At 61.7% G+C, this 24,576-nt stretch carries 19 protein-coding genes and 1 riboswitch; of the genes, 13 read left to right on the top strand and 6 right to left on the bottom strand.

The window, feature by feature from the left end:
* Positions 1–37: 37 nt before the first annotated feature.
* From SRB521_RS13040 to SRB521_RS13050, 3 genes are all read left to right on the top strand, one after another.
* Complete coding sequence (locus SRB521_RS13040) at positions 38–958, top strand: pseudouridine-5'-phosphate glycosidase (protein ID WP_033117313.1); 921 nt, start codon at positions 38–40, stop codon at positions 956–958.
* 54 nt (positions 959–1,012) lie between these two features.
* Complete coding sequence (locus SRB521_RS13045; RefSeq protein ID WP_116722169.1) at positions 1,013–1,279, top strand: hypothetical protein; 267 nt, start codon at positions 1,013–1,015, stop codon at positions 1,277–1,279.
* Positions 1,280–1,348: 69 nt separating this feature from the next.
* The gene (locus tag SRB521_RS13050) at positions 1,349–1,933 is read left to right on the top strand and encodes a sugar O-acetyltransferase (RefSeq protein ID WP_033117311.1); all 585 of its coding nucleotides are present in this window, start codon (positions 1,349–1,351) and stop codon (positions 1,931–1,933) included.
* A 47-nt stretch (positions 1,934–1,980) separates the two neighbouring features.
* Here the strand turns inward: SRB521_RS13050 and SRB521_RS13055 are convergent, their stop codons facing one another.
* The 5 genes from SRB521_RS13055 to udk form a co-directional block, all read right to left on the bottom strand.
* Positions 1,981–3,135, bottom strand: a complete 1,155-nt coding sequence (locus SRB521_RS13055; protein WP_075704492.1) for a DHHW family protein — start codon at positions 3,133–3,135, stop codon at positions 1,981–1,983.
* Between the two features lie 14 nt (positions 3,136–3,149).
* Entirely contained in the window at positions 3,150–4,553 is a 1,404-nt protein-coding gene (locus tag SRB521_RS13060; RefSeq protein WP_075704493.1) for an MBOAT family O-acyltransferase, read from the bottom strand.
* A gap of 218 nt (positions 4,554–4,771) precedes the next feature.
* On the bottom strand, positions 4,772–10,378 hold the full coding sequence (locus SRB521_RS13065; RefSeq protein WP_116722170.1) for a Cna B-type domain-containing protein: 5,607 nt from the start codon (positions 10,376–10,378) through the stop codon (positions 4,772–4,774).
* A 38-nt stretch (positions 10,379–10,416) separates the two neighbouring features.
* Positions 10,417–10,502: riboswitch (cyclic di-GMP riboswitch) on the bottom strand.
* 24 nt (positions 10,503–10,526) lie between these two features.
* Complete coding sequence (locus tag SRB521_RS13070) at positions 10,527–10,733, bottom strand: hypothetical protein (protein WP_116722171.1); 207 nt, start codon at positions 10,731–10,733, stop codon at positions 10,527–10,529.
* Positions 10,734–11,055: 322 nt separating this feature from the next.
* The gene (udk, locus tag SRB521_RS13075) at positions 11,056–11,682 is read right to left on the bottom strand and encodes a uridine kinase (protein WP_033117306.1); all 627 of its coding nucleotides are present in this window, start codon (positions 11,680–11,682) and stop codon (positions 11,056–11,058) included.
* 164 nt (positions 11,683–11,846) lie between these two features.
* On the opposite strand from udk, the gene SRB521_RS13080 reads away from it, so the two are divergent.
* The 8 genes from SRB521_RS13080 (at position 11,847) to SRB521_RS13115 (ending at position 23,477) form a co-directional block, all read left to right on the top strand.
* Positions 11,847–13,202: a sigma-54 interaction domain-containing protein gene (locus SRB521_RS13080; protein WP_116722172.1), complete on the top strand. Its 1,356-nt coding sequence runs from the start codon at positions 11,847–11,849 to the stop codon at positions 13,200–13,202.
* A 281-nt stretch (positions 13,203–13,483) separates the two neighbouring features.
* Complete coding sequence (locus tag SRB521_RS13085) at positions 13,484–14,857, top strand: CitMHS family transporter (RefSeq protein WP_116722173.1); 1,374 nt, start codon at positions 13,484–13,486, stop codon at positions 14,855–14,857.
* Positions 14,858–14,911: 54 nt separating this feature from the next.
* Positions 14,912–16,258 (top strand): acyclic terpene utilization AtuA family protein, encoded by a 1,347-nt coding sequence (locus SRB521_RS13090; RefSeq protein ID WP_075704497.1) that lies wholly within the window; start codon positions 14,912–14,914, stop codon positions 16,256–16,258.
* Positions 16,259–16,285: 27 nt separating this feature from the next.
* Positions 16,286–16,585 carry an AtuA-related protein gene (locus tag SRB521_RS13095; RefSeq protein ID WP_033117302.1) on the top strand — a complete coding sequence of 100 codons (300 nt, stop codon included), beginning with the start codon at positions 16,286–16,288 and terminating at the stop codon, positions 16,583–16,585.
* Positions 16,586–16,688: 103 nt separating this feature from the next.
* Positions 16,689–18,788 (top strand): CocE/NonD family hydrolase, encoded by a 2,100-nt coding sequence (locus tag SRB521_RS13100; protein ID WP_116722174.1) that lies wholly within the window; start codon positions 16,689–16,691, stop codon positions 18,786–18,788.
* A gap of 123 nt (positions 18,789–18,911) precedes the next feature.
* A complete protein-coding gene (gene asnB / locus SRB521_RS13105) occupies positions 18,912–20,762 on the top strand; it encodes an asparagine synthase (glutamine-hydrolyzing) (protein ID WP_116722175.1) in 1,851 nt (616 codons plus the stop codon).
* A gap of 104 nt (positions 20,763–20,866) precedes the next feature.
* The gene (locus SRB521_RS13110; RefSeq protein WP_058118311.1) at positions 20,867–21,634 is read left to right on the top strand and encodes an ABC transporter ATP-binding protein; all 768 of its coding nucleotides are present in this window, start codon (positions 20,867–20,869) and stop codon (positions 21,632–21,634) included.
* Positions 21,624–23,477, top strand: coding sequence for an FtsX-like permease family protein (locus tag SRB521_RS13115; protein ID WP_116722176.1), 1,854 nt, complete (start codon positions 21,624–21,626; stop codon positions 23,475–23,477). Before SRB521_RS13110 ends, SRB521_RS13115 begins: the two co-directional genes overlap by 11 nt.
* An 83-nt stretch (positions 23,478–23,560) precedes the next feature.
* Here the strand turns inward: SRB521_RS13115 and SRB521_RS13120 are convergent, their stop codons facing one another.
* Positions 23,561–23,824 (bottom strand): helix-turn-helix domain-containing protein, encoded by a 264-nt coding sequence (locus tag SRB521_RS13120; protein ID WP_227151847.1) that lies wholly within the window; start codon positions 23,822–23,824, stop codon positions 23,561–23,563.
* 167 nt (positions 23,825–23,991) lie between these two features.
* On the opposite strand from SRB521_RS13120, the gene SRB521_RS13125 reads away from it, so the two are divergent.
* Together SRB521_RS13125 and secG are read left to right on the top strand one after the other, a co-directional pair.
* Complete coding sequence (locus tag SRB521_RS13125; RefSeq protein ID WP_058118313.1) at positions 23,992–24,171, top strand: hypothetical protein; 180 nt, start codon at positions 23,992–23,994, stop codon at positions 24,169–24,171.
* Positions 24,172–24,294: 123 nt separating this feature from the next.
* Complete coding sequence (secG, locus tag SRB521_RS13130; protein ID WP_116722178.1) at positions 24,295–24,546, top strand: preprotein translocase subunit SecG; 252 nt, start codon at positions 24,295–24,297, stop codon at positions 24,544–24,546.
* Positions 24,547–24,576: the final 30 nt, after the last annotated feature.

Raw genomic sequence — 24,576 nt, forward strand, 5'->3', positions numbered from 1 at the left:
CTATTTTAATTTTCATTTTCTTATGGAGGTCATTCAAATGTCTATGAACAAGTATCTCGACGTCTCCCCCGAGGTGGCCGCCGCCGTCGCCGCCGGCAAGCCTGTCGTCGCCCTGGAATCCACCATCATCTCCCACGGCATGCCCTACCCGCAGAATGTGGAGACCGCTCTCAAGGTCGAAGCCATCATCCGCGAGAACGGCGCCGTGCCCGCCACCATCGCCATTCTGGGCGGCCGTCTGAAGGCCGGTCTGTCCCCCGAGGAGATCGAGTATCTGGGCAAGAAGGGCCACGCCGTCAATAAGGCCAGCCGTCGGGATCTGGCCGTGCTGGTGGCCCGCGGCGAGGACGGCGCCACCACCGTCACCACTACCATGATCATCGCCCACATGGCCGGCATCAAGGTCTTTGCCACCGGGGGCATCGGCGGCGTACACCGCGGTGCCGAGACCACCATGGATATCTCTGCCGATCTGGAAGAGCTGGCCAACACCCCCGTCATGGTGGTGTGCGCCGGCGCCAAATCCATCCTGGACCTGGGCCTCACCCTGGAGTATCTGGAGACCCATGGGGTACCCGTGATCGGCTACGGCACCAAGGAGCTCCCCGCTTTCTACACCCGGAAGAGCGGCTTCTCCGTGGACTATGAGATCGATACCCCCGCCGAATTGGCCGCCGCTTTCCACGCCGGTGAGGAGATGGGCATGCGCAGCGGTATGCTGGTCACCAACCCCATCCCCGAGGCGTACTCCATGGATGCCGACGTCATCAACTCCGCCATTGAAAAGGCCGTGGCCATGGCCAAGGAGCAGGGCGTCCACGGCAAGGAGACCACCCCCTTCCTTCTGGCCACCATCAAAGACATCACCGGCGGCGACAGTCTGGACTCCAACATCCAGCTCGTCTTCAACAACGCCCGCCTGGCCGCGCAGACCGCCGCCGAGCTGTGCAAGTTGTAATTTCCCCCGCTCTATGATACACTACTCCTGAAATCACATCGGGAGGTCCTCTGTATGGCGCGGAAGAAAAAAGACCGGAAGAGCCATTCCGGCCCTTACAACCCCTATTTTGGGAAATTCGAAGATGAGTCCCAGATGGCCAAGCGCCCCTTTTTCACCTGGATCCTGGTCGTGCCCGGCACCGTTTTGGGTGTGTTCATCGGCATGAAGGTCCAGGAACCGGTCCTGGGCCCCGTGTTCGGCGGCATCATGGGTATCGCCGTGGGTTCGCTGATCGACAAGCGACGGGAAAAACGCCGGGAGGAGAGAGAGAAGCCGTAGGTCCTGTTTGAAAGCAGGCGTTGACGTCCGCGGGGACCGGTGTCCGCTCCCCGCCTGTTCCCGGGAGGTATGGTCATGACGGAAAAGGAAAAAATGCTGGCCGGTCTGCCCTACGACCCCGCAGACCATACCCTGGCGGCCGACCGTTGCCGGGCACAGACCCTGTGCCGCCGCATCTGCCTGGACCCCTTCGGAGAGGCGGCGGCGCGGACGGCGCTGCTGAAGGAGCTTTTCGGCTCCACGGGGACAGACGTCTATGTAGAGCCGAATTTCCGCTGCGACTACGGCTACAACATCCATGTGGGCGAGGGCTTTTATGCCAATTACGACTGCATCATGCTGGACTCCGCGCCCATCACCATCGGCGACGGGTGCATGTTCGGTCCCCGGGTCAGCCTGATCACCGCCACCCATCCGGTGGAGGCAGAGCGCCGCTGCTGGCGGGACGACATCCCCTATGAGGGGGAATACGCGCGCCCCATCACCATCGGCGACCAAGTCTGGCTGGGCGCCGGGGTCATCGTCAATCCCGGCGTCACCATCGGAGACCGGGCGGTGATCGCCTCCGGCTCCGTGGTCACCCGGGATATCCCTGCCGACAGCCTGGCCGCCGGGGTCCCTGCGGTCGTGAAAAAGCGGCTCAACTCGGTTTAAAAAAAGCGCGGCGGATGCCCCCTGAAAGGCCTCTGCCGCGCTTTTACTCACTTGCTCAATACGAACAGATTGCTGTCGGTGACGAAATTTGCCACGCTGTACAGGACCAGCACCTGGTCGATGTCGTTTTCCGCGACATACTGGGTGAGAGGGGTCTTATTGTATCTGGGGTCAAAGAGATGGACCTCCGAAAAATCCGTTGTGAGGAAGGGGGCCAGGCTGTCACTGTAGGAGTCCCGGACCACCAGCAACTTCGGCGCGTCCGTATGGGCGGTCTCCAGTACCGTCAGGGGCTTGTTGCCCCCCAGGAAAAAGGCGTATTTGTCCTTCTCCTCCAGCTTGGGCCAGTCATAAAGCACGCCCTCCTCGGGCTGTGTCCCGGACCAAGTCGTGGCTGTGATCCCCTCCTCCGGCACATAGATGTCGATGGAATCGGGCTTCATCCAGCGCACACCGGAGGTCGAAAAGGTCGTGCCGTTGAAATCCGTGGACACCGTCGTCCTCTGATAGCTGTCCAGCGGCGCCGCCGCCAGCCCCATGGCGTCCATCAGAGCAGCGTAGCCGTAGTAGGCCCCCAGACTGGTCCAGTGGTGGTCCAGACGATAGTAGATCTCCTCTCCGGCGTGGGCCCGGAGTACGGAGGCGATATCCACCCAATTGGCCTGCGTGGCCGCCTCCGCCTGGCTGAGGATCGCGTTTTCATCGGCGTTGGGCGCGCCCGCCGGGAGCCGGTCCGCCCACAGGGATACCTTCCCCGGGATCAGGGAAAAGTACACCGGGATCTCCACATTTTCCACCAACTTGTTCACATAATTTAAGTTATCCGCAACTCTTTTTTCGTCCGGCCGGTCAAAGCGCGGGATAAGGGTATCCGACGCGCACAGATAGACGCCGTTGTTCTCCCCTTTTCCCAGGGTCCGCTCGGCAACGGCCTTGGCGGCGATCCAGCCGTCCCTGCCCACAAACTGGTCGGTGATATACTGCTCAAACTCGGACATGAACGTGCCGGTAAAAAAGTCGCCGCTGTCCCGGAGGGGCAGGCGCATCCGGAAGTCCTCCGCCGACAGCGAGGGTCGCTGGGTCAGGTAGCGGTTTTCCTGCGGGGAAAACGTCCGGTCCGGCGTGATGAGGTTGGCGGCGAAGAACACCCCCAGAAAAGCACAGAACAGCACAGTCAGAAAAACGGCATATCGTTTGGACATGGTTCTTCACCTCCTTAGAAGCGGAAATAGAGGAAGGGGTTGTAGGTAGCATCCACCAGATAGGCGGTGGACAGCAGCAGCACACACAACAGCAGAACCGGCAGTGCAGCCTTCCACACCCGCTCCGGCAGCCGCCGCCACAGCCCAGCCGCCAGGGGCGTGGAAGCCGCACAGGCCAAGACCAGGGTGGGGAGATAGGAGCGCAGATAATAGAAGAACGCGCCGTCGAACGCGCCGCCGCCGGCGAAACCGAACATGGCCCCCAGATAGGGCCCCAGCTGAGAGAAGTCCTCCACGGCGAAGACGGCCCAGCTCACCGCCACCAGGAACAGGGCGTAGGCGTGCTGGAGCGGGACGGGCCACCGCTCGATGCGCCGCCCCAGCCACAGCTTTTCCACAATGAGCAGCACGCCGAAGTAGAGCCCCCACAGCAGGAAATTCCAGCTCGCGCCGTGCCAGATGCCGGTGGCGCCCCACACCACCAGCAGATTGAAGCACAGCCGGGGCCTGGACACCCGGTTGCCCCCCATGGGGATATACACGTACTCCCGGAACCAGGACCCCAGGGATATGTGCCAGCGCCTCCAGAACTCGGTGACGGAGCGCGAGATATAGGGGTAGTCGAAGTTCCTCGCAAACTCAAAGCCCAGCATCCTGCCCAGGCCCACGGCCATGTCGGAGTAGCCGGAGAAATCGAAGTAGATCTGCAGGGAGAAGGCGATCACGCCCAGCCAGGCGCCCGCCGTGGTGAGCTCCGCGGCGGGCAGAGCCTTGTAGGCGTCCCAGAGCTGCCCCAGATTGTTGGCCAGCAGCACTTTCTTGCCCAAACCTACCGCGAAGGTCTGTATGCCGGAGGCAAACCGCTCCACCGGGCAGTCCCGGTGGTCGATCTGATCTCCCAGCTCCTTATACTTGATGATCGGCCCGGCGATGAGCTGGGGGAACAGGGTGACGAAGGTGCCGAAATTGATGAGATTCCGCTGGACCGGTGCGTCACCCCGGTAGACGTCGATGGTATAGGACATGGTCTGGAAGGTATAGAAAGAGATGCCGATGGGCAGGCTCAGGCCCAAAATGGGCATGAGGGGCAGCCCAATGGCGGCCAGGCTCCCGGCGACAAAGTCCCAGTACTTGAAAAAGAAAAGCAGCGCCAGGTTGAATACCACCGAGGAGCACACCGCCAGCCGGGCGCCCCGGTCGTCATCTCTGCGCTTATAGCGCTCCACCAGCATTCCGTGGGTGTAGTCAATCGCGGTGGAGAGGAACATGATGACGATATAGACCGGTTCTCCCCATCCGTAAAAAATGAGGTTGAAGACCAGCAGTACCCCGTTCCGCCAACGCAGGGGCGTCACATAGTAAATCAGCAGTACAACAGGCAAATAGAGAAACAGAAACAGGAGGCTGGAGAAAACCAAGCGCTTCACCTCACATCATAGTGATTGGAATGGCTGCGGGCTCTATTATATCCGTTTTTTCCGGTTTTGTACAGCAGCCGGCGTTTCGGCCTCCGGCCGCCGCGTCTTTTCCCTTTGACGGCGGCGCCCTTCCAAAAGTTCCCGAACAGGTAAAAAACATTCCCCCCGCGCCAGGCGGGGGGAATGTTTTTTGCTGTGTGGGCCTTGAGAGGGATGGGTCAGTCCTCGAACTCCTCTTCCTTCTTGCGGCCGATGGTAATGGCCAGGCCGGCTGCCGCCATGGAGAGGCTCAGGGCCAGCAGGCCGAGGGTCGTAGTGGGATTCACCGCGCTGCGGGCCATGGTGCCGGTCTGGGGCAGGTTGCCCATAGCAGTGGGGTCGTCCACGATGGTCACTTCGTCGCCGTCGCCGGTAGCGATACCGCTGCCGTCGTCCAGAGGCGTCTTGTCGTCGATGATGTCGACATCGCCGCCGGGGGTGGGGTCGAGGGGTGTGGGCTCGGGATCGATGTCCGTCTCCCTGACGTACCAGACGATGATCTCCTTGTCGCTGTTCATGTTGCCGATGACATCGTCGCCCGTGATGTCGGTGATGGTGTAGCCGGAGATGGTCTTCTCGGTCTGGGCGGTCACGTTATAGCTGCTGCCCTCGGCTTTGCGGGTGGAGTACTCGCTGGACAGCACCTCCTCGGTCCCCTCCTCCAGGTACTTCACCACCAGATCATAGCGGGTGGTGGGATCGGGGCCGGGGCCAGGGCCGGGATCGGAGGACTCCTCACGCAGCTCGTAGACCAAGGTGATGACGTACTCATGGTTGGCTTCGACGAGCTGCACGCCCACCTTTTCCACATCGGCGATCACCACGGTGGGAGTACCGCTGACGTACCGGTAGCTGCTCATTTCGTCCTGGCTCTTGTAGGCGTCGGTGTCCAGGTTGGTGATATAGGCATTGGCCTCGCCGGATTGGAGCTCGCCGGTCTTGGTCACGGTCTTGCCGCTCTGGAGCACGTCGTCCAGGTAGTAGTTGTAGACGCGGTCCACACGGTAGCAGTACTTGTCGGTGCTGGTGTAGGTGTTGGTGACGTTCAGGCCGTCATACTTCACCTCGTAGTAGTCGTTGCCGTACTTCACCAGCCTCACGGCGGCCACGCCGTCGCTCTCCACAGAGGTGGAGTCGTAAGCGCCCACCTCTTCCACGGTGTAGGTGATGGGCTCATAGGCGCCGTCGTACTTGGCAAGGCCGGTAAAGGTGTGGGTCCACTTGCCCTCGGCGTCAGCTTTGACCTCCACGGGATCGCCGCTCTTCACGTCGTTGGCCAGCAGCTGGAGCTGGATGGTCTCCGGCAGGGTGACGTTCTCAATGTTCTCCCAGGTCTTGGTGGCGGTGACGCTGAAGGTGTGCGCATCCTGCACGGTATTGACAAAGGTGTAGCTGTTGCCCACGGGCTCACGGGCCTCCACGGTGTAGGTCTCGCCGCCCAGGGTGATGGTGCCTTCGGCAGGGGTGAACACGCCGTCGGCCACGGTGCCCTCTTTCACGGTATAGGTGTAGCGGCTGCCGCTGCCGTCAAACTTGTCGACGGGGGCGAAGGAGGCGCTCCAGACCGCGTCGGTGGCCTGGGCCGCGGTCATCTCGCCGCCGGTGATGGTCTGGATGGGTGTGGTCTCGCTGTTCCGGAAGAGGCCGAAGGCCACGTCCGCGCTGGTGGGGCCGTTCCAGATCTTGCTCACCGAGTAGGTGACGGTGGAGCCTCCGGTCTCGCTGTCGCGGGTGTTGGTGATCTGGCCGCCGGCAATGAGGATGGTGTAGGTCACGCCGTCCAACTCAATGCTGGCCCCGGCGGGGGTGAACACATCCCCAGCCACGGTGCCCTCCTTCACGGTGTACTGGATGGGGGTCTTGCCGTCCGTGGCGTACTTGGGCAGATCGGTGAAGGTATGCTTCCAGGTATCGGAGGTCAGCTCGGCGTACTTCAGGAAGGTATCGCCGGCATACAGGCCCACATAGATGCTCTCGGGCCGGTCGCCGTCGGCGTTGCCGCCGTCGTTCCAGGCCTTGGTGACCTCAAAGCTGGTCTTCCAGTAATCAGGGACAAAGGCATTGGTGAGCTGGTAGCCGTTGGACTTCACGCCGTCCGTGGCGGTAAAGCCGCCCACGCTGTCGGTGACGGTGTAGACGTACTCCTTGCCGGTGGTCAGGTCGTACTTGTCCAAGCCCTCGAACGCATAGTTCCAGCCCTCGGCGGCAGTGATGACGTCCTCGTCAATCTTCTCGCCGTTGCGGTTGAGGATTACGGTGACGGTCTCAGGCAGATTCTCCCCCTCGGGAACGCCCGTCCACGCCTTGGTGCCGGTGATGTCGAAGGTGCTCTGCCCGATGGTATTGGTGAAGCTGTATGCGGTCTTCTCATCATTGACAGTCTTGTCAGTGGTGTAGCCCTCCACGGCGACCTCCACCACATCGTAGGAGGCGGCGGGCTTGGGCAGGGTAAAGGTGTGGCTGTCGTCACCGGTCAGCTCACAGGAGTCGACCACGGTATCGCCGTCCTTCACCTGGAAGGTAGCCTTGCCGGTGGCGGCCTCCGTACCGGGGCCCTTCCAGGTCTTGCTCACGGTGATGGTGACCTGATCGCCGTCCAGGGTGTTCAGGGCCTCCAGCTCGGCGGCGCCGTCGACCAGGGTGACGTTCTGCTTGGGATAGGTTACGCCGTACTCGGCGCCGTCCTTGCCGGCAATGGTGGTGACCTGATTCTCGGTCACAGCGCCCTGCTCGGCCACGGTGTAGGTGTACAGCTTTCCGTCGGCGTCATAGACGTCAAACGTCTCTTCAAAGGTATAGGTAGCGGTGTTCACGGCCACTGCCTCGGGGGTCTCGTCCAGGCCGTAGATGGGGTCGAAGGTCACGGTCTTTTCAAACGCAGGGTCGGTTTCGCCGTTGGAGGAACGGGTGACCACCAGGGTCACGTCCTCGACCGAACGGGTGTCGTAACTGTTGCCGTCGTCCTCCCAGGTCTTGGTGACCGACAGGGTGCCGGCGGCGGGCTTGATCTGGTTGGTCAGGTTCTGCTCAAAGGTGCCGTCGGTAACGTTGTAGTCCGTCAGGTCGTCGGTGACCTTGTAGGTGATGCTCTGGCCCTCCAGCTCTACGCCTTCGGCGGCCAGCGCGGCGATGACGCTGTTACCCGCGGTGTCCACGGCGTACTTGGGCAGAGAGCTGAAGCTGTAACCCCAGTCGCGGCTCCCGGTCGCAGGGTCCTGCTCGCCGATGGTGTCGACGGCCACGGTGTACTCGCTCCCGTCCACGGTGGCGATGAGGGAAATCTCCACAGTGTCGTCATAGTTCCCCTCGGGATTCTTCCATACCTTGGTCCCGGAGAGGGTGCCGTAGTAGTCCTGCTGGATGGTGTTGGTGACAGTGCCGCCGCTGATGCTCACGGTATAAGCGCCATTGGCGAGTTCCACCACGCCGGTGCTCTTCTCAGCGCCGGTCTTATCAAGCTCCACCACGCTGTAGGTGATCTTGCCTTCAGCATCGTAGCTGGGCAGGCTGAGGGTGGCCTCCCAGGCCGTGGTCTCCACACTGTCCACAGTGCCGTCCAGGGTCACGTCCTTCACGGAGCTGTCGGAGCCCTTCACCCGCAGGGTGACGGCTTCGCCGGTCTGGTCCGGGGTATTCCAGATCTTCTTCAGCTGGATGGTATCTTCGCCGCTGCTCACGTTGACCAGGTCCACGCTGGTGCCGCTCACCAGGTCATAGCCGGAGGCGCCGGTCTCGCCGACCACGCCGTAGGTAATGGTGGTGTTGTCGTTGATATCCCGGGTGGGAAGGCTGGCGGAGCCGGTCCAGGTATCACCGTTCTTGGTGACCTTGATCTCATGCTGATACGCGCCGGTGCCGTCAAAGATGGGGGCCTGATTCTGGTCGTACCCGGTGATGCGGTCCACGGTGACGGTGATCTCGGTCACACCGGCGGGGGCCTCGGGCACCCAGGTCTTGGTGAGCTCCAGGGTCTCGTTCTGGGGCTTATAGTAGTTGATCACCGTCATGTCCTTTTTGTTCTCCGCGTCGGAGTACACGACGGCATTCTTGCTGTCGGTCACGGTGACCTTGCCGTAGTCCACGGCGACGGTATAGGTCTTGACCGCAGACTGGTCAAAGTCGCTGTTCGCAGGCACGGTCTCGGTCATGGTATAGGTGTGCCCGGAGGGGATGTTGGAGATGGCGACAGTGCCGTTCACGGAGGTGCCGGAAGCGGCAGCGCCATGCACAGGGTCTCCGCAGGTACAGTTGAGTGTGAACTGCGCGCCCGTCACGGCGTTCCCCCGGCCGTCCTCCTTGCGGAAGCTCAGGCTTCCCAGGTAGCCCTTCACAGTGGGGACCTTGAAGAATGCCTCCTTCAGCTCGGCATTCTCCGGAATATTGCCCTCAGCGTCGGAAAACACATAGGTCAGTTTGGTCTGCTTGTTTGTGGGATAGAACTCTCCCGCCGCAAAACCGCTGCTCTCAGTCTTCAGACGGATGGTATACTGGAGCTCATAGGGGTGGAAGGTGTACTTCTTGCCATCCAAGGTCTTGTCATAGCTTGCGCCGGGGGTATCCTTACGGATGGTCCAGGTGAGGGTGCCGTTCTCCTCGCGGGCGACCGCAGTGCCGACCGCAGTTTTGATCTCGCCGAACTCGATCATGGCGCCCATGGGGTCCGTAACCTCCCAAGCCTTGCTGCGCAGGGTGATCGCGGTGTTGATGTTGTTGTAGACGATCTCCAGCTCGTCGGCGTCGTCCGCCGGGTAATACTTATCCACCGACTTGTTGCCATTCTTCCCGCTCGGACTCATCACGTTGTTGCCGTTATCGCCCAAGCCGAAGCCCACGGTGTAAAGGGTGGTATCCGGGTACTTGCTCTTCAGCTTGGCTGCCTGATCTTGCGCAGCCTTGACTACCCTAGAGTCGCCGTTACTGCCGGAGCTGGTACCGTAATAATACTCATTTCCCGTATCCACGATAACGGTTCCCCGACTATCGCGGTATCTGCGGTTCGTGACGCCGTCGGACATGTAGATCACGTAAGAGGAATTCTCTGTGGCGCCGCGCTGGCCCAGTACCTCTTGTGCAGCGACAAACCCGGCTTGGCAGTTTGTGGCGCCATAATCGTTACCGTTGTCGTTCAGATAGGCCTTGCGCAGGCTGGTCTTATTGGTCACGCCCTGTTGATTGACATAATTCTGGCGCACCACATCATAGTTCTTAAAGGTGTTGATGGCCGTCTGGGCGTCGCTGGTCCAGTTACAGATGGTCTTGTGGACTTTATTGCCATTAAAACTATTTCCACCGCCATAGATCACGATGGAGACCCGGTTCTTGTTGTTCGCCAGCAGCCCGGTAATAAAGCTCTCGGCCGCTGCCTTCAGCGCGGTCCAGCGGGTGTTGGAAAGCTTCCAGCCCCACCTACCTGGCGCTGTCCCGCCGGTGGTATAGTCCATGCTGGTGGACACGTCGAAGACCAGGACCACGTCCGCGCCGGAGGTGGCGGTCATGGTGGACTCCTGCTCCGTGGTCTCCACCTTGAGGGTGACCAGGAACTCGTTTTCCTTGTCAGTCCCGGTAATGTCCTTGCTCATGATCACGTATCCGTTGGGATCCTGAATCGTCTTTGTGGACGTTGCAGTCTCTGTCCCCGCCTGAATGGTGTTATCGGCGTTCAGTTCGACATACTTTCCGATCTGACCGTCATTGGCCGCTGCGAACGCCGCCGTCGGCAGCAGTCCGAATACCATGACGAACGCCAGGAACAGGGACAACACTCTTTTCTTGCTGTTTGCCAACATGATTCTTCCTCCTAATCAGTTAGATGGCGTTGAAACCATGCGGCAGCCGGACTGGCCTAGCCTCGCGGCCTTAGCCTCCTGAGCTTTGCGTCCCGGCCTTTCGGCCGGTTTGCCTTTTTCACGTGCGCTGGGTCGGCTTTCTGTTTCGCTACGCCTCTCCCCCTTCTGGGGGTTCTTCCGTGTCCGGAGCGCCCTGCTCCAGCAAGGTACTGTCGATCAGCCTGATCAGTTCCAGAGCGCTTCGGAAGGACTCCATCCGCTTCCCGTCCGTCCAGGTGACGGTCCCCTGCCACGTGGCGTTCTGGGTGTTCAGGATGCGTACGACGAAAGTCTCCCGTTCTCCAGTCTGTTTCATGCCTGTTGATCCCCCCTTTGGACTGTCCGTTCCGAGATCACGGAGCCGTTTCCTGCGGAGTGTCTACAGCTTACCGCGTCTCGGTTACATTTCAGTCACATTTTACATTTTTCTTTTGCATTTTATTTTTCTTCTTCTTTTTGTAACTTTACCGTCACATGTTCCCGTGCCCAGCTAACGGCATCAGCATAGACCTCTTCGGTTACATCCGGGTCACATTCTTAAATTCACTCTTTTTCTCCTCCGCCTGTGCCCATCGGGGACAGACAGCGCGGCCCGGTCCCCCTCGGGAGACCGGGCCGCGCTGTCTGCCGCTCTTCTGTTATGGCGTCTCTTCCGCCTCCACATGGCTTTTGATGCGCTGGATGATCATATCCAGGGCCACCAGGTTGCGGCCTCCCTCCAGCACCACGATGTCGGCAAACCGTTTGGAGGGCTCCACGAACTGCTCGTGCATGGGCTTGACGGTGGTGAGATACTGGCTGACCACCGAGTCCAAGCTCCGCCCCCGCTTCTTCACATCCCGGGTGATGCGGCGGAGGATGCGCACATCGGCGTCGGTATCCACAAAAATCTTGATGTCCATCAGGTCCCGAAGGGCCTTGTTCTCAAAGATCAGGATGCCTTCCACCAGAATGACCTTGGTGGGGCGGACCTCCACGGTCTCGCCGGATCGGTCATGGATGGTGTAGTCGTACACCGGACACCGGATCGTCTCCCCCCGCTGGAGGGCCTGGATATCCCGGATCATCAGCCCGGTATCGAAGGCGTCCGGGTGGTCGTAATTGAGTCTGGTCCGCTCCTCAAAGGGCATTTCGCTGTGCGACTTATAATAGTTGTCGTGGTAGAGCACGCTGACATGCGCTCCAAACTCCTCCTGGAGCTTCTTGGTCAGGGTGGTCTTGCCTGAGCCGGTACCCCCGGCGATCCCGATGATCATGGTGTCCATGCGCTCTCTTCGCCCCCGCTTTTTGTCTTTTTTCGATCTTCTCTCCATTATAAACGCCGGGGACGCGCTTGACAATGGAGAATCGTCAATTCTCTCCCTCTTGCGCGCCGCCGCCCGAGAGTCTATAATCGGATGCACCGACAGCATAAAAAGGAGGGAAGCCTGTGGAGCTCAACGCCGCCGCCCGCGCCGCCTTCGACGCCATGCGGGAGGGCATCACCATCATCGACACCGAGGGCTGCATCGTCTTTGGAAACCGGGCCTATCGGGATTTTCTGAACAAAGAGGCCGGGGGCGATATCGGCGAGATCGAGGGCTACCGGCTGCGGGATCTGCGGCCCGGCGCGCGGCTTCCGGATGTGCTGGAGGCGGGAGCGCCCATCCTCCACATCACCCGGCAGGAGATCCAGGACTTCTATTTCGTCAATCTCTACCCCATCTATCAGGACGGAGTCCTGGCCGGCGGCCTCTCCGTGGTCACCTTCCTGGAGGACGCCTATCAGACCCGGGAGGAGCTGGAGGCCATGGAGCGGCGCAGCCGTCAGGTCCTGCGCAGCATCAGCCGGGCCAACGGCGCGAAATACACCTTTGACGACATCGTGGCCGTCACCCCCGCAGCCGCCCAGGTCAAAGCCCTGGCGGAGAAGATTGCCGCCACCGACGCCACCGTGCTGCTGGAGTCGGAGAGCGGAACCGGCAAGGAGCTGTACGCCCAGGCCATCCACAATCACAGCCCCCGCCGGGAGGGGGTCTTCGTGGCCATCAACTGCTCCAACTTCAACCCCAACATGCTCGAATCCGAGCTCTTCGGCTATGTGGAGGGGGCCTTTACCGGGGCCAAAAAGGGGGGCAAGCTGGGGCTCTTTGAGGCCGCGGCGGGAGGCACCCTCTTCCTGGACGAGATCTCCGAGATGGACCTGGCCCTCCAGGCCAAGCTCCTCCGGGCGCTCCAGGAGAGAAAGGTCCGCCCGGTGGGCGGGGTCAAGGAGCTGGACACAGATGTGCGGGTCATTGCCGCCTGCAACGCGAACCTCCCGGACTATGTGGCCCAGGGCCGGTTCCGCAAGGATCTCTACTACCGGCTAAACACCTTTCCCGTCCACATCCCGCCCCTGCGGGAGCGCCCCGGCGATATCCCCGCCCTGGCCGGCGCCATCCTGGACGACCTCTCCCGCAAGCTCCACCGCAGCTTCTCCCTCACCGGGGACGCGGTGAGCCGCCTCCAGGCCCACGACTGGCCCGGCAATGTCCGGGAGCTGCGCAACGTGCTGGAGTTCTCCGCCTACCTCTCCTCCTCCGGCATCATCACGGAGGAATCGCTCCCCGACAGCCTGCCCCATGACCCCCAGTCCGCCCCCCTCCTTACCCTGGCCCAGCGGACCCGCGCCTTTGAAAAGCGGGAGATCAGCCGCCTGCTGGAGCAGAACGGCTCCAGCCTGGAGGGGAAGAAAAAGACCGCCGCGCAGCTCGGAATCTCCCTGGCCAGCCTCTACAACAAATTGAAGGCGTCGGAGATCTAAATTTTTAGAATTCGCTTCTAATTTGCTGGAACCGCCCATCTCAAAAGACTTTTTTCCCCTTCCTGCACCGCCCCGGGCCTCCAGCTTCCAAAATTTTAGAAGTCCTCCCACCGGCCGGCTGTCCGACCGCCTACGGTCCAAAAATCCGAAACACCCTGGGGCATCAGGTGTTTCGGATTTTTTGCGCCCCGCTTCGGCAAAATTGGCACGGCCTTTGCTTCTATACAGAGGTGCAAGCAACGTTGGAATTGGTTGCATTACTACAAGAGGAGGTTTCTTGCATGTTAGCAGCACTCGGTTTCATCACGGTCATCCTCATGCTTATCCTGATCATGACCAAAAAGGCATCCCCGCTGGTGGCGCTCATCGCGGTCCCGGTCGTCACCGGCATCATCGCATGTTTCTTTATCTCGGTGGTCCCCGAGGGCGCGCCCGAGGGAACCCAAGGCGTCGTTGACTTCGTCGCCAACTTCAAGAGCCTGGGCAAGATGATCACCGGCTCCTCCGGCATCGGCTCCGTGGCCGCCACCGGCGTCATGTTCATCTTCTCCATCCTGTTCTTCGGTATCCTCACCGACGCGGGCACCTTCCGTCCCATCATCGGCGGCATCACCAGGATGATGGGCACCGACCCGGTGAAGATCGCCATCGGTACCGCGATCCTGGCCATGTGCGTCCATCTGGACGGCTCCGGCGCCGTCACCTTTCTCATCTGTGTACCCCCGCTGGTTCCCCTGTACGACGCGGTGGGCATGAAGCGCACCACCCTGGCCGCCATCGTGGCGATGGCCGCCGGCACCATGAACATCCTCCCTTGGGGCGGCCCCACCATCCGCGCCGCCACCGCCCTGAGCGTGGACGTGGTCAAAGAGCTGTTCATGCCCATCCTCCCCGCCGTGATCGTGGGCCTTGTGTGCGTGATTGTTTTTTCCGCCCTGCTGGGCAAGCGTGAGAAGGCCCGCATCGGCTCCGTGGCCCTGGGCAGCGCCGCCGTCACCATGGCCGAGCTCACCGAAGAGCAGAAGGCCCTGCTGCGGCCCCACCTCTTCCCCATCAACCTGATCCTCATCATCGCCGCCATCGTCTCCCTGCTGTTCTCCGGCTTCGCCCCCGCGGTGGTCTTTATGGTGTTCTACGTGCTGGCCACCGTCATCAACTACCCCAACGTCAAGGAGTCCAAGGCCCGCGTGGACGCCCACGCCAAGGAGTGCCTGATGATGTGCTCCGTCCTCTTCGCCGCCGGGTGCTTTACCGGCATCATGAAGGGCACCGGCATGATCACCGAGATGGCCGGCGCCCTCACCAGCCTCATCCCCGCCTCCCTGGGCCGCTTCTTCCCCGTCATCGTGGGCGTCATCTCCATGCCCGCCTCTCTGCTTTTTGACCCCGACTCCTTCTACTACGGCGTGCTGCCCGTGCTGGCACAGACCGCCGAGGGCTTCGGCGTGGCAGGTGTCAACGTGGGGCAGGCCGCTATCCTGGGTCAGATGACCACCGGCTTCCCCGTCTCTCCGCTGACCGCCTCCACCTTCCTGCTGGTGGGCCTGGCCGGCGTGGATCTGGGCGAGCACCAGAAAAAGACCATCCCTCTGGTATGGCTGCTCTCCCTCATCATGCTGGTGGTGGGCGTCCTCACCGGCGGCATCACCATCTGACAGAACGTCGATCCCTCCCTTACCGCATTTACGATTTAGAAAGGAAGTTACGCTATGAAAACCATCCGTATCGGCAGCGGTGCGGGCTATGCCGGCGACCGGCTGGAGCCCTCCCTGGAGCTCATTGAGAAGGGCAATCTGGACTACATCAGTTACGAGTGTCTGGCGGAGCGCACCATCGCCATCGGCCAGCAGGCCAAACTGAAGGACCCTACCAAGGGGTATAACGGCCTGCTGGAGCACCGCATGGAGAAGGCCCTCCCCCTGGCCTGGAAGCACAAAGTGAAGGTCATCACCAACATGGGCTCCGCCAATCCCCAGGCCGCCGCCAAGGTCTGCGTGGAGATCGCCCGCAGGCACGGCCTCCAGGGCATGAAAATCGCCTGTGTCACCGGCGACGATCTGCTGCCCGTCATCGACAAGTACATGGACACCGAGGTGTGGGAGACCCACAAGCCCCTCCGGGAGCTGCCCGGCGAGATCGTCTCCGCCAACGCCTATATGGGCGTGGAGGGCATTCTGAAGGCGCTGGACCTGGGCGCCGATGTGGTCATCACCGGCCGCGTGTCCGACCCCGCCATCTTTATGGCCCCCCTCATCCACGAGTTCGGCTGGTCCCTGGAGGACTGGGACAAACTGGGCAAGGGCACCATGGTGGGTCATCTTCTGGAGTGCGGCGGTCAGGTCACCGGCGGCTACTTCGCAGAGCCCGGCAAGAAGGACGTGCCCGGCGTGGGGCACCTGGGCTTCCCCATCATCGAGATCGCCGAGGACGGCTCCTTCTTCGTCACCAAGGTGCCCGAGGCCGGCGGCATGGTCACCGTGGAGACCTGCTCCGAGCAGATCTGCTATGAGATCCATGACCCCGAGAAGTATCTGACTCCCGACGTGGTGGCCGACTTCAAGCAGGTCAAGTTTACCGAGGTGGCCAAGGACAAGGTGCAGGTGGAGGGCGCCACCGGCCGCCCCAAGACCGAGACCTTCAAATGCTCCATCGGCTACAAGGACTGCTACATCGGCGACGGCGAGATCAGCTACGGCGGCCCCGGCTGCGTCGCCCGCGCCAAGCTGGCGCTGGAGATCGTCAAGGAGCGGCTGGAGCTGGTGGCCCCCGGCGTGTTTGACGAACTGAAGTTCGACCTCATCGGCTGCAACAGCCTCTATTGGAATCCCGACTACCGGTATAACGAGGAGCCCAGCGAGGTCCGGGTCCGCGTGGCTGGCCGCGCCAAGACCAAGGCCGAGGCCGACCTCATCGGCAACGAGGTGGAGGCCCTGTACACCAACGGCCCTGCCGGCGGCTGCGGCGCTGTGAAGCGCACCCGCGACATCGTGTCCGTGGCCTCCATCCTGGTGAGCCGCTACGACGTGAAGCCGGAAGCCGAAATTTTTGAAGTCTGATTCAGGGACAGAAAGGAAGTATCAGCCATGAAACTCTGGGATATTGCACATTCCCGCACCGGCGATAAGGGCGACATCTCCAACGTGTCCCTCATCGCATACGACCCCAAGGATTACGCCATGCTCTGCGAAAAGGTCACCGCTGAAAAGGTGAAGGAGCACTTCAAGGGCATTGTCAAGGGCGAGGTAGTCCGCTATGAGCTGCCCAACATCCACGCCCTCAACTTCGTCATGTACGCCGCTCTGGGCGGCGGCGTGACCCGCTCCCTCTCCGTGGACATGCACGGCAAGGGCCTGTCCTCCTATCTGCTGGACATGGACATCTGAGTTTTTCCCCTTCTCTGCCCGGGCGGCACGCGTTTCCACCTTCGCGTGCCGCCCCTCTTTACTATATCCCCATAACAATAAAAATAGAGGAGGCAATGTATCCATGAGAAAGCGCATCCTGTCCCTGCTTCTGGCAAGCACACTGTCGCTGTCCCTGGCGTTCCCGGCCCTGGCCGCCGAGTCCGACACCGCCCCCCGACTCTACCCAGTCCTGACGGAATCGGAGATCACCTATGTTCCCCTCCGGGCCATCGCCGAGGATCTGGGCTTCTCCGTGGACTGGGATCAGGCCACCCAGACCGCCACTGTCTCCAACAACGTCTACTTCGTCCAGATTCAGCCGCTGCGCAAGACCACCTCCGTGAGCTATGTAGAGGGGGCCGTCAGCGCGGCCATGACCATGAAGGACGACCGCATCTATGTGGACCAGTCCTTCTTTGAGCAGTACTTGGACGCCGACATCACCGTGAACGGCGCCTCCGCCACCGCGGCGGCCAGCTCCATGGCCTCCACCCGCAACACCATCCGCGCCAATGACTACGATGTAAAAGAGACCTGCGCGTATGAGAAGTATGAAGTCATGGTTCCGATGGATGACGGCGTGAAGCTGCGCACCGTGGTCTATAAGCCGGTCGGCGACGGCCCCTGGCCCACCGCCTTCACCCGCGGGCCCTACCCCAATCAGGAGGAGACAAAAAATACACTGGGCGAGGAATATGCCAAGCGCGGTATGGCTTACGTCTATCAATACTGCCGGGGCAAGGGCGGTTCCGAGGGCGAGTATGTGGCCAACGTGGACGAGCGTGCCGACGGCATCGCCAGTCTGAACTGGCTCAACGATCAGGATTGGGTCAAAAGCATCGGCATGCACGGTCACTCCTACCTGGCCCTCACCACCTGGATCGTGGGAGACAGCCTGCCTGACAAGGTAGAGGCCCTCCATGTCCAGTGCTACGGGGTGCTGCGCAATCTCTCCGTCAGCCACTCCGGACTGGTGGCCGTGGACAATATCACCGCCTGGACCCTCCAGAACTGCACCGACAAGTACTCCTATGATTTCTATTTGGAGTCCGCCCAATACCTCCCCCAGATCAGCGTGGATACCGATCTCTGGGGCACCCCTGTAGAGGGCTACGCCGACTGGGTCAATCATCCGGACTTTACCGACGACTACTGGAATGAAGGTGTCTGGGGCGACCTGAAGAACGCCATCGGCAAGATCGACGTGCCCACCACCATCTTCGGCGGCTACTACGACCACCACTTCGAGGGTACCATCGAGGGCTGGAACCTGCTCAGCGATGAGACCAAGGCCAAGAGCCACATGGTGCTGGGCTCCTGGAACCACGGCTTCGGCTACACCACCGGCTGGAAGGGCGGAGACAACTACGCCTACGATGTGAATACCGACACCTTCAATTGGTTCTACAGCATCATGGTCAACGGCAAGGTGCCCGCCACCGGCGTGGACGCCTACGTGGTGGGCGACGATGCATGGGTGCATCTGGACAGCTTCCCCCTGAAAAACGACGGAGAGCGCACCTATTACCTCACCACGGAACCCACAGAGTCCGACGGCACCGTCTATCTGCTCTCCGACCGTCAGGCAGAGCACGCCGACACCGTCAGCTATGTCTATGACCCCGCGGCCCCCAAGCGCACTGAGGGCGGCGAGTGTATGCTCTACAGCAGCTCCAGCCCGGACCTGCGGGGAAGCAATCCCCTCTCCCCGGCGGGTTACCGCTCCGACGTCATCAGCTTCGTCAGCGATCCTCTGGCCGAGGACACCACCCTGGCCGGAAACCTGGTGGCCAATCTCTTCGTCAGCACCGATGTGGAGGACACCGCTTTCACCTATACCATCAGCGAAGTGGATGCCGACGGCACCGCCCACAACATTAGAAACGGGCTGCTGACCCTGGCCTACCGCAACGACCGCTATGCACAGGCCGTCTACGACTATGTCCCCGGCCAGGTGGTGGAGATGGAGATCGAGTCCCTGCCCATCGTCTGGACCGTCTCCGCCGGCAACCGCATCCGCATCGACATCTCCTCCTCCGATTTCCCCGAGTTCAGCAACCACACCAATACCGTGGGCAATTGGGCCGAACAGACCGAGACCAAGATCGCCAACCAGACCATCTACATTGGCGGCGAGTACCCCAGCTCGGTCACGCTGCCCACACTCTCCCTGGGCGCGTAAGTCCCCTCCCTTTCGGGCTAAGTCCCCGGACTTTCTGTGAAGGTCCGGGGACTTTTTTCCATCCGGGGCAAACATCCCCTTTCTGCATATACTAAGGTGAATGCAGAAGGGAGTGTGTTGCGTATGTGCGGTATTGCCGGCTTCATTTCGTTCGACAGGGACAATGGCCGCCCCCAGTGGGCGGCCATTGCCCATTCTATGGGGGAGGCGATCAATCACAGGGGCCCCGACGACAAGGGCACCTGGCTCTGTCCCGCCGGGGCCCTGATCCACCGGCGGCTGGCCGTCATCGATCCGGACCGGGGCCGTCAGCCCATGACCCGGACCCGGGACTGCGCGGAATATACCATCGTCTACAATGGAGAGCTCTATAACACGGACGCCCTCCGCCGGGAGCTTTCGGACCAGGGCTATCGCTTTGAGACCAGCTCCGACACCGAGGTCCTCCTGACCGCCTATATGGCCTGGGGAGAGGAGGTCCCCGCCCGGCTGGAGGGCATCTACGCCTTTGTGATCTGGGACGGAGTCCGAAACCAGTTCTTCGCCTGCCGGGACCGCTTCGGTGTAAAGCCGTTCTTTTACGCCCTGGCCGACGACGGCGCGCTGGTCTTTGGCTCCGAGCTCAAGGCTCTCTTCCGGTATCCCGGCCTTACGCCCAGGGTGGACGCCGCCGGATGGTGCGAGGTACTGGGCATCGGCCCGGCCCGTACCAGCGGCTGCGGCGTATTCTCCGGGGTAAAGGAACTGGAGCCGGCCCACTCCATGACCATCAGCCGGGGCGGCATCCGCAAGCGCCGGTATTGGTCCCTGGAAAGCCGCCCCCATACCGACGACTATGAGGACACCGTGCTCCGGGTCCGGGAGCTGGTCACCGGCGCCATCACCCGGCAGTTGGTGTCCGACGTGCCTCTGTGCACCTTCCTCTCCGGCGGGCTGGACTCCAGTGTGATCTCTGCCGTGGCGGCCCGGGACTACCAGCGCCGGGGGCTGCCCGCCCTGGAGACCTATTCCTTCGACTACACGGACAACGCCAAATACTTCACGCCCTCCTCCTTCCAGCCCGACGCCGACCAGCCCTGGGTGGAGCGGATGACGGAGGCCTTCCACACCCGGCATACCGTGCTCACCTGCCCCATACCGGACCTGTGCGCCCTGCTGGACGACGCGGTGGCGGCCAAGGACCTGCCCGGCATGGCCGACGTGGACTCTTCCCTCCTCTATTTCTGCCGCCGGGTGGCGGAGCGGCATGTGGTGGCCCTTTCAGGTGAGTGCGCCGACGAGGTGTTCGGCGGCTATCCCTGGTTCGAGCGGTCCGAAATGCTCCACGCCGACACCTTCCCCTGGTGCCGGGATCTGGACGCCCGGCGGGAGGTCTTTGACGCCGGACTGTGGAAGCGTCTGGGCGTCTCGGACTATGTAGACTACCGCTACCGGGCGTCCGTGGCCCAGACGCCCCGGCTGGAGGGGGAGGACCCGGAGAACGCCCGGCGACGGGAGGTGGCCTGGCTCAACCTCAACTGGTTCATGACCACCCTGCTGGACCGGAAGGACCGTATGTCCATGGCCTCCGGCCTGGAGGTCCGGGTCCCCTTCTGCGACCACCACCTGGTGGAATACGTCTGGAACATCCCCTGGAGCATGAAGGCCATGAACGGCCGCCGCAAACAGGTGCTGCGGGACGCGGCGGAGGGGCTGCTGCCCGAGGACGTGCGCACACGGCCCAAGTCCCCCTATCCCAAGACCCACAATCCCCTCTACGAAGAGCTGGTGCGCGCCCGGCTGGCCGCCATTCTGGATGACCCGGCGGCCCCCCTTCACGCCCTGGTGAACGCCCGGGCCCTGCGGGAGGGCCTGCTCACCTCCGCTGGCGACTACGGCCGGCCCTGGTTCGGGCAGCTCATGGCCGGTCCCCAGATGCTGGCCTACCTGGTGCAGCTCAACGTCTGGATGGAGCGGTTCCATCTGACGGTCTGAGCCGTCCGCCGCCGACAGAGAAACTTTAGGTTTTCTTCACACCTTCTCAAGGGAATTTTACCTCCTTCGTAGTAGACTCTGGTTACTACGAAGGAGGTTTTCCTATGGAACCCATTCTGTCTGTCTCACACCTGGAAAAAGTCTACGGCAGCCGCGGAAACCGGACCACCGCCCTCAGCGACCTGAGCTTCGACGTTCTCCCCGGCGAGTTCGTGGGCATCATGGGGGCCTCGGGCTCCGGAAAGACCACGCTGCTCAACTGCGTCTCCACCATTGACGCCCCCACCTCCGGCTCCATCACCGTGGACGGCACGGACGTGACCGCGCTCCGGGGCGCCGCCCTGTCCCGCTTCCGGCGGGAAAGGCTGGGCTTCATCTTCCAGGACTGCAACCTGCTGGACACGCTCACGGGCTTTGAGAACATCGCCCTGTCCCTTACCATCCTGGGCACGCCCGCCGGGGCCATCGACGCGCGGGTGACGGAGGCGGCCGCCCTGCTGGGGCTGGAGCGCGTCCTGGACAAGTATCCCTATCAGATGTCCGGCGGCGAACAGCAGCGGGTGGCTGCCGCCCGGGCCATCATCACCCACCCAGCCCTGGTGCTGGCCGACGAGCCCACCGGGGCCCTGGACTCCAAGGCCGCGGGGCAGCTTCTCCGGCAGCTCTCCGCCCTCAACCAGACCGGGGGCGCCACCATCCTCATGGTCACCCACGACGCCTTCACCGCCTCCTGGTGCCGCCGCATCCTCTTCATCAAGGACGGCGGGCTCTACCGGGAGCTGCTGCGGGGAGAGCAGGACCGCCGGAGCTTCTTCAGCCGCATTCTCGAGGTCGTGAGCACGCTGGGAGGTGACGGCGCCGATGTTCTCTAAGCTGGCCCTGCGCAACGTCACACGGAGCCTCAAGGACTACTCCGTCTATTTTCTCACCCTCACCTTCGGCGTGAGCATCTTCTATGTGTTCAACTCCCTGGAGAGTCAGTGGTGCATGCAGATGCTGGCGAAAAGCGCCCATTACATGGTGGAGAGCATCCTCATCTTCATGAACGTCTTTTCCGCCTTCGTCTCTGTTGTGCTCGCCTGCCTCATCCTCTACGCCAACACCTTCCTCATGAAGCGGCGCAAGCGGGAGCTGGGCACCTATTTCCTGCTGGGCCTCCCCACGGCCCGGGTCTCCCTCCTCCTCTTTCTGGAGACCCTGCTCATCGGCCTGGCCGCCCTGGTCACCGGCATCCTCCTGGGTATCCTCCTCTCCCAATGCCTGGGTCTGCTCACCATCGCCATGTTCTCCGCCTATCCCTCCGGGGAGGCGTTCGGCCTGGTTTTGTCGGGGAAGGCTGTGGGGAAGACCGCCCTCTACTTCGGTGTCATCTTCCTGCTGGTCATGGTCTTTACCGGTCTGTCCGTCTCCCGGGCCAGGCTCATCGACCTCATGCAGAGCGGGCGCAGAAACGAGGAGATGCGGGAGCGCCCCCTGTGGCGGAGCGTGCTCACCTTTCTGGCCGGCGTCGCGCTGCTGCTCGCCGCCTACGCCATGCTGCTCCTCCGGGGACTGCTCTATATCGACCCGCGCTTTTTCCTCATGCTGGCCCTGGGCACCCTGGGGACCCTGCTGTTCTTCCGCTCGCTCTCGGGCTTTCTCCTCCGGGTGGTGAAGAGCCGGAAAAAGCTCTACTACAAAGGTCTCAATATGTTTGTGCTGCGGCAGTTCAACAGCCGCATCCACACCACCTATCTCTCCATGACGGTGATCTGTCTGCTCCTGCTGCTGGCCATCGGGATCACCGCCTGCTGCGTGGGCCTCAACAACACCATTGAGCAGAGCACCGCCTCCGCCGCCCCCTATGACCTCACCATCCAGAACTACAGCGGCGACACCGTCCGGGTGGACATCTCCACCCGGCTCACCGAGGCCGGCTTCGACACGGACGCCCTGCTGGAGGACAGCCTGGACTTTCTCCTCTATTATAATGATCCCGTCCTCACCGGCTTTTCCGACGAGGAGGTGAACGCCGCGGTGTCCCTGCGCGACTACAACGCCCTGATGGCGATGCAGGGAAAGGCCCCTCTGGCCGCGGCCGCGCTCCCCGCGCTGAGTCGGGAGCCCGTTCTCACGGGCTACGGGGCTTTCACCGGGCTGGCCGTGGTCTCCGATGAGACAGCCGCCCGCCTCTCTCCCCGGCGCCAGGTGTTTGCCGCAAACTACCGGGGCGACAAGCAGGCCGCAGAGGACGCCCTCAACGCCGCCTATGCTTCCCCCGACTTCCACACGGAGGAGACCTCCTTCCACCTGGGCACCCGGATCGGGGTGTATATGGAAAATATGGGTTCCAAGATCCTGGTCCTCTTCATGGGGCTCTATCTGGGCATGGTCTTTCTTCTCACGGCGGCGGCGGTGCTGGCCCTCCAACAGCTCTCCCAGGCGGCGGACAACGCCCCCCGTTACCGCATTCTGGCCCGGCTGGGCGCCCCGGAGAAGATGCGCCGCCGGTCCGTATTCACCCAGGTGTTCCTGGCCTTCTTCCTCCCCCTGGCCCTGGCGGTGGTCCATGCCGCGGTGGGTATGACGGCGGCCAACGCGGTCATTGCCCAGGTGGGCCGGGTGGACTCGGCGGCCAGCTCCGCCGTCACGGCCTGCTTCATCCTGGTCATCTATGGGGCCTACTTCCTGGCCACCTACTGCGGCAGCAAGCGTATCCTGCGGGAAAACGGATAGTAGAAAAGAAGCCCGGCGGAGATGGTTGTCTCCGCCGGGCTCTTTTCCACCGCTTTTGATAAAAAGGACTTCCCTGCCCACACTTACAGCCCAGCAAAGAAGTCCTCAAAATTCGTTTTATACAATGTTCGCAGCGCCGCCAATACGCTGATGCGTATGCTGTATTTCCCCTGTTCCATTTGAGATAGCATTTCTCGGCTCACCGCAAGCCCCATTGTTTGGAGCTTTGCAGCCACCTCTTCCTGCGTATATCCAGCTTTCAGGCGAAGGCGTTTCAGATTGCCGCCAATCGAAACATCCTGTTTCAGCTTGTGTGACATGACGCTCTCCCACTGATTGGAATTCATACATTTCGCTCTTGATATTACACTAAAATTCCGCTATTATTGGAATGTATACATTCCATCGCAAAGAAAGGGTGTATAAAATGTATAAACGCCTAGACTGGGAGTCCCTAAAATTTATCTTGCGTTTTAGATGCCTGCTCCCGGAACAGCAAGCTCTTGTCCTGTGGATGATACGAAATATTGACGCACTGGACCGGCTCATCTCCGTCAAAACCATCTCCCCCGAAGAGCTCTCAGGGATCGCAGACTCTGCCCATCGGAAAAACGACCATCTGCTGGCCCTTCTCGCCGAGTATGCGCGCTTCAAAAAACTCCGGGAAGCCGCTCCGAACCGAAAGGATGTGTAAACCCGCAAACTGGGACTTGCATTCCCTCGAAAAGTGTGGTAATATACTGATTACTGTTCGGGCGCGATTGCGCCCATTTTATGCTGACCACGCCCCTTGGGGCTTGAAAGGAACGATGCTTTCATGGCTACTGTCAAGCTGATCCTCACCATCATCCAGGTGCTGGGCGCCGTATTCCTCACCTTTGTGGTGCTGGCCCAGTCCGGTAAGAGCGCGGGCCTGTCCGGCGCGATCGCCGGCGGCGCGGATACCTTCCTGTCCAAGAACAAGGCCAAGAGCTGGGACGCAAAGCTGGCCCGCTGGACCAAGTGGGTCGCCATCGGCTTTATGATCCTGACCATGGTCCTGACGCTGATGCCCAACACTGCGGCCTGAGAGGCTTCCGGGACGCTCTCCGAACAGGAG

The sequence above is a fragment of the Intestinimonas butyriciproducens genome, from assembly GCF_004154955.1.
GTDB lineage: Bacteria > Bacillota > Clostridia > Oscillospirales > Oscillospiraceae > Intestinimonas > Intestinimonas butyriciproducens.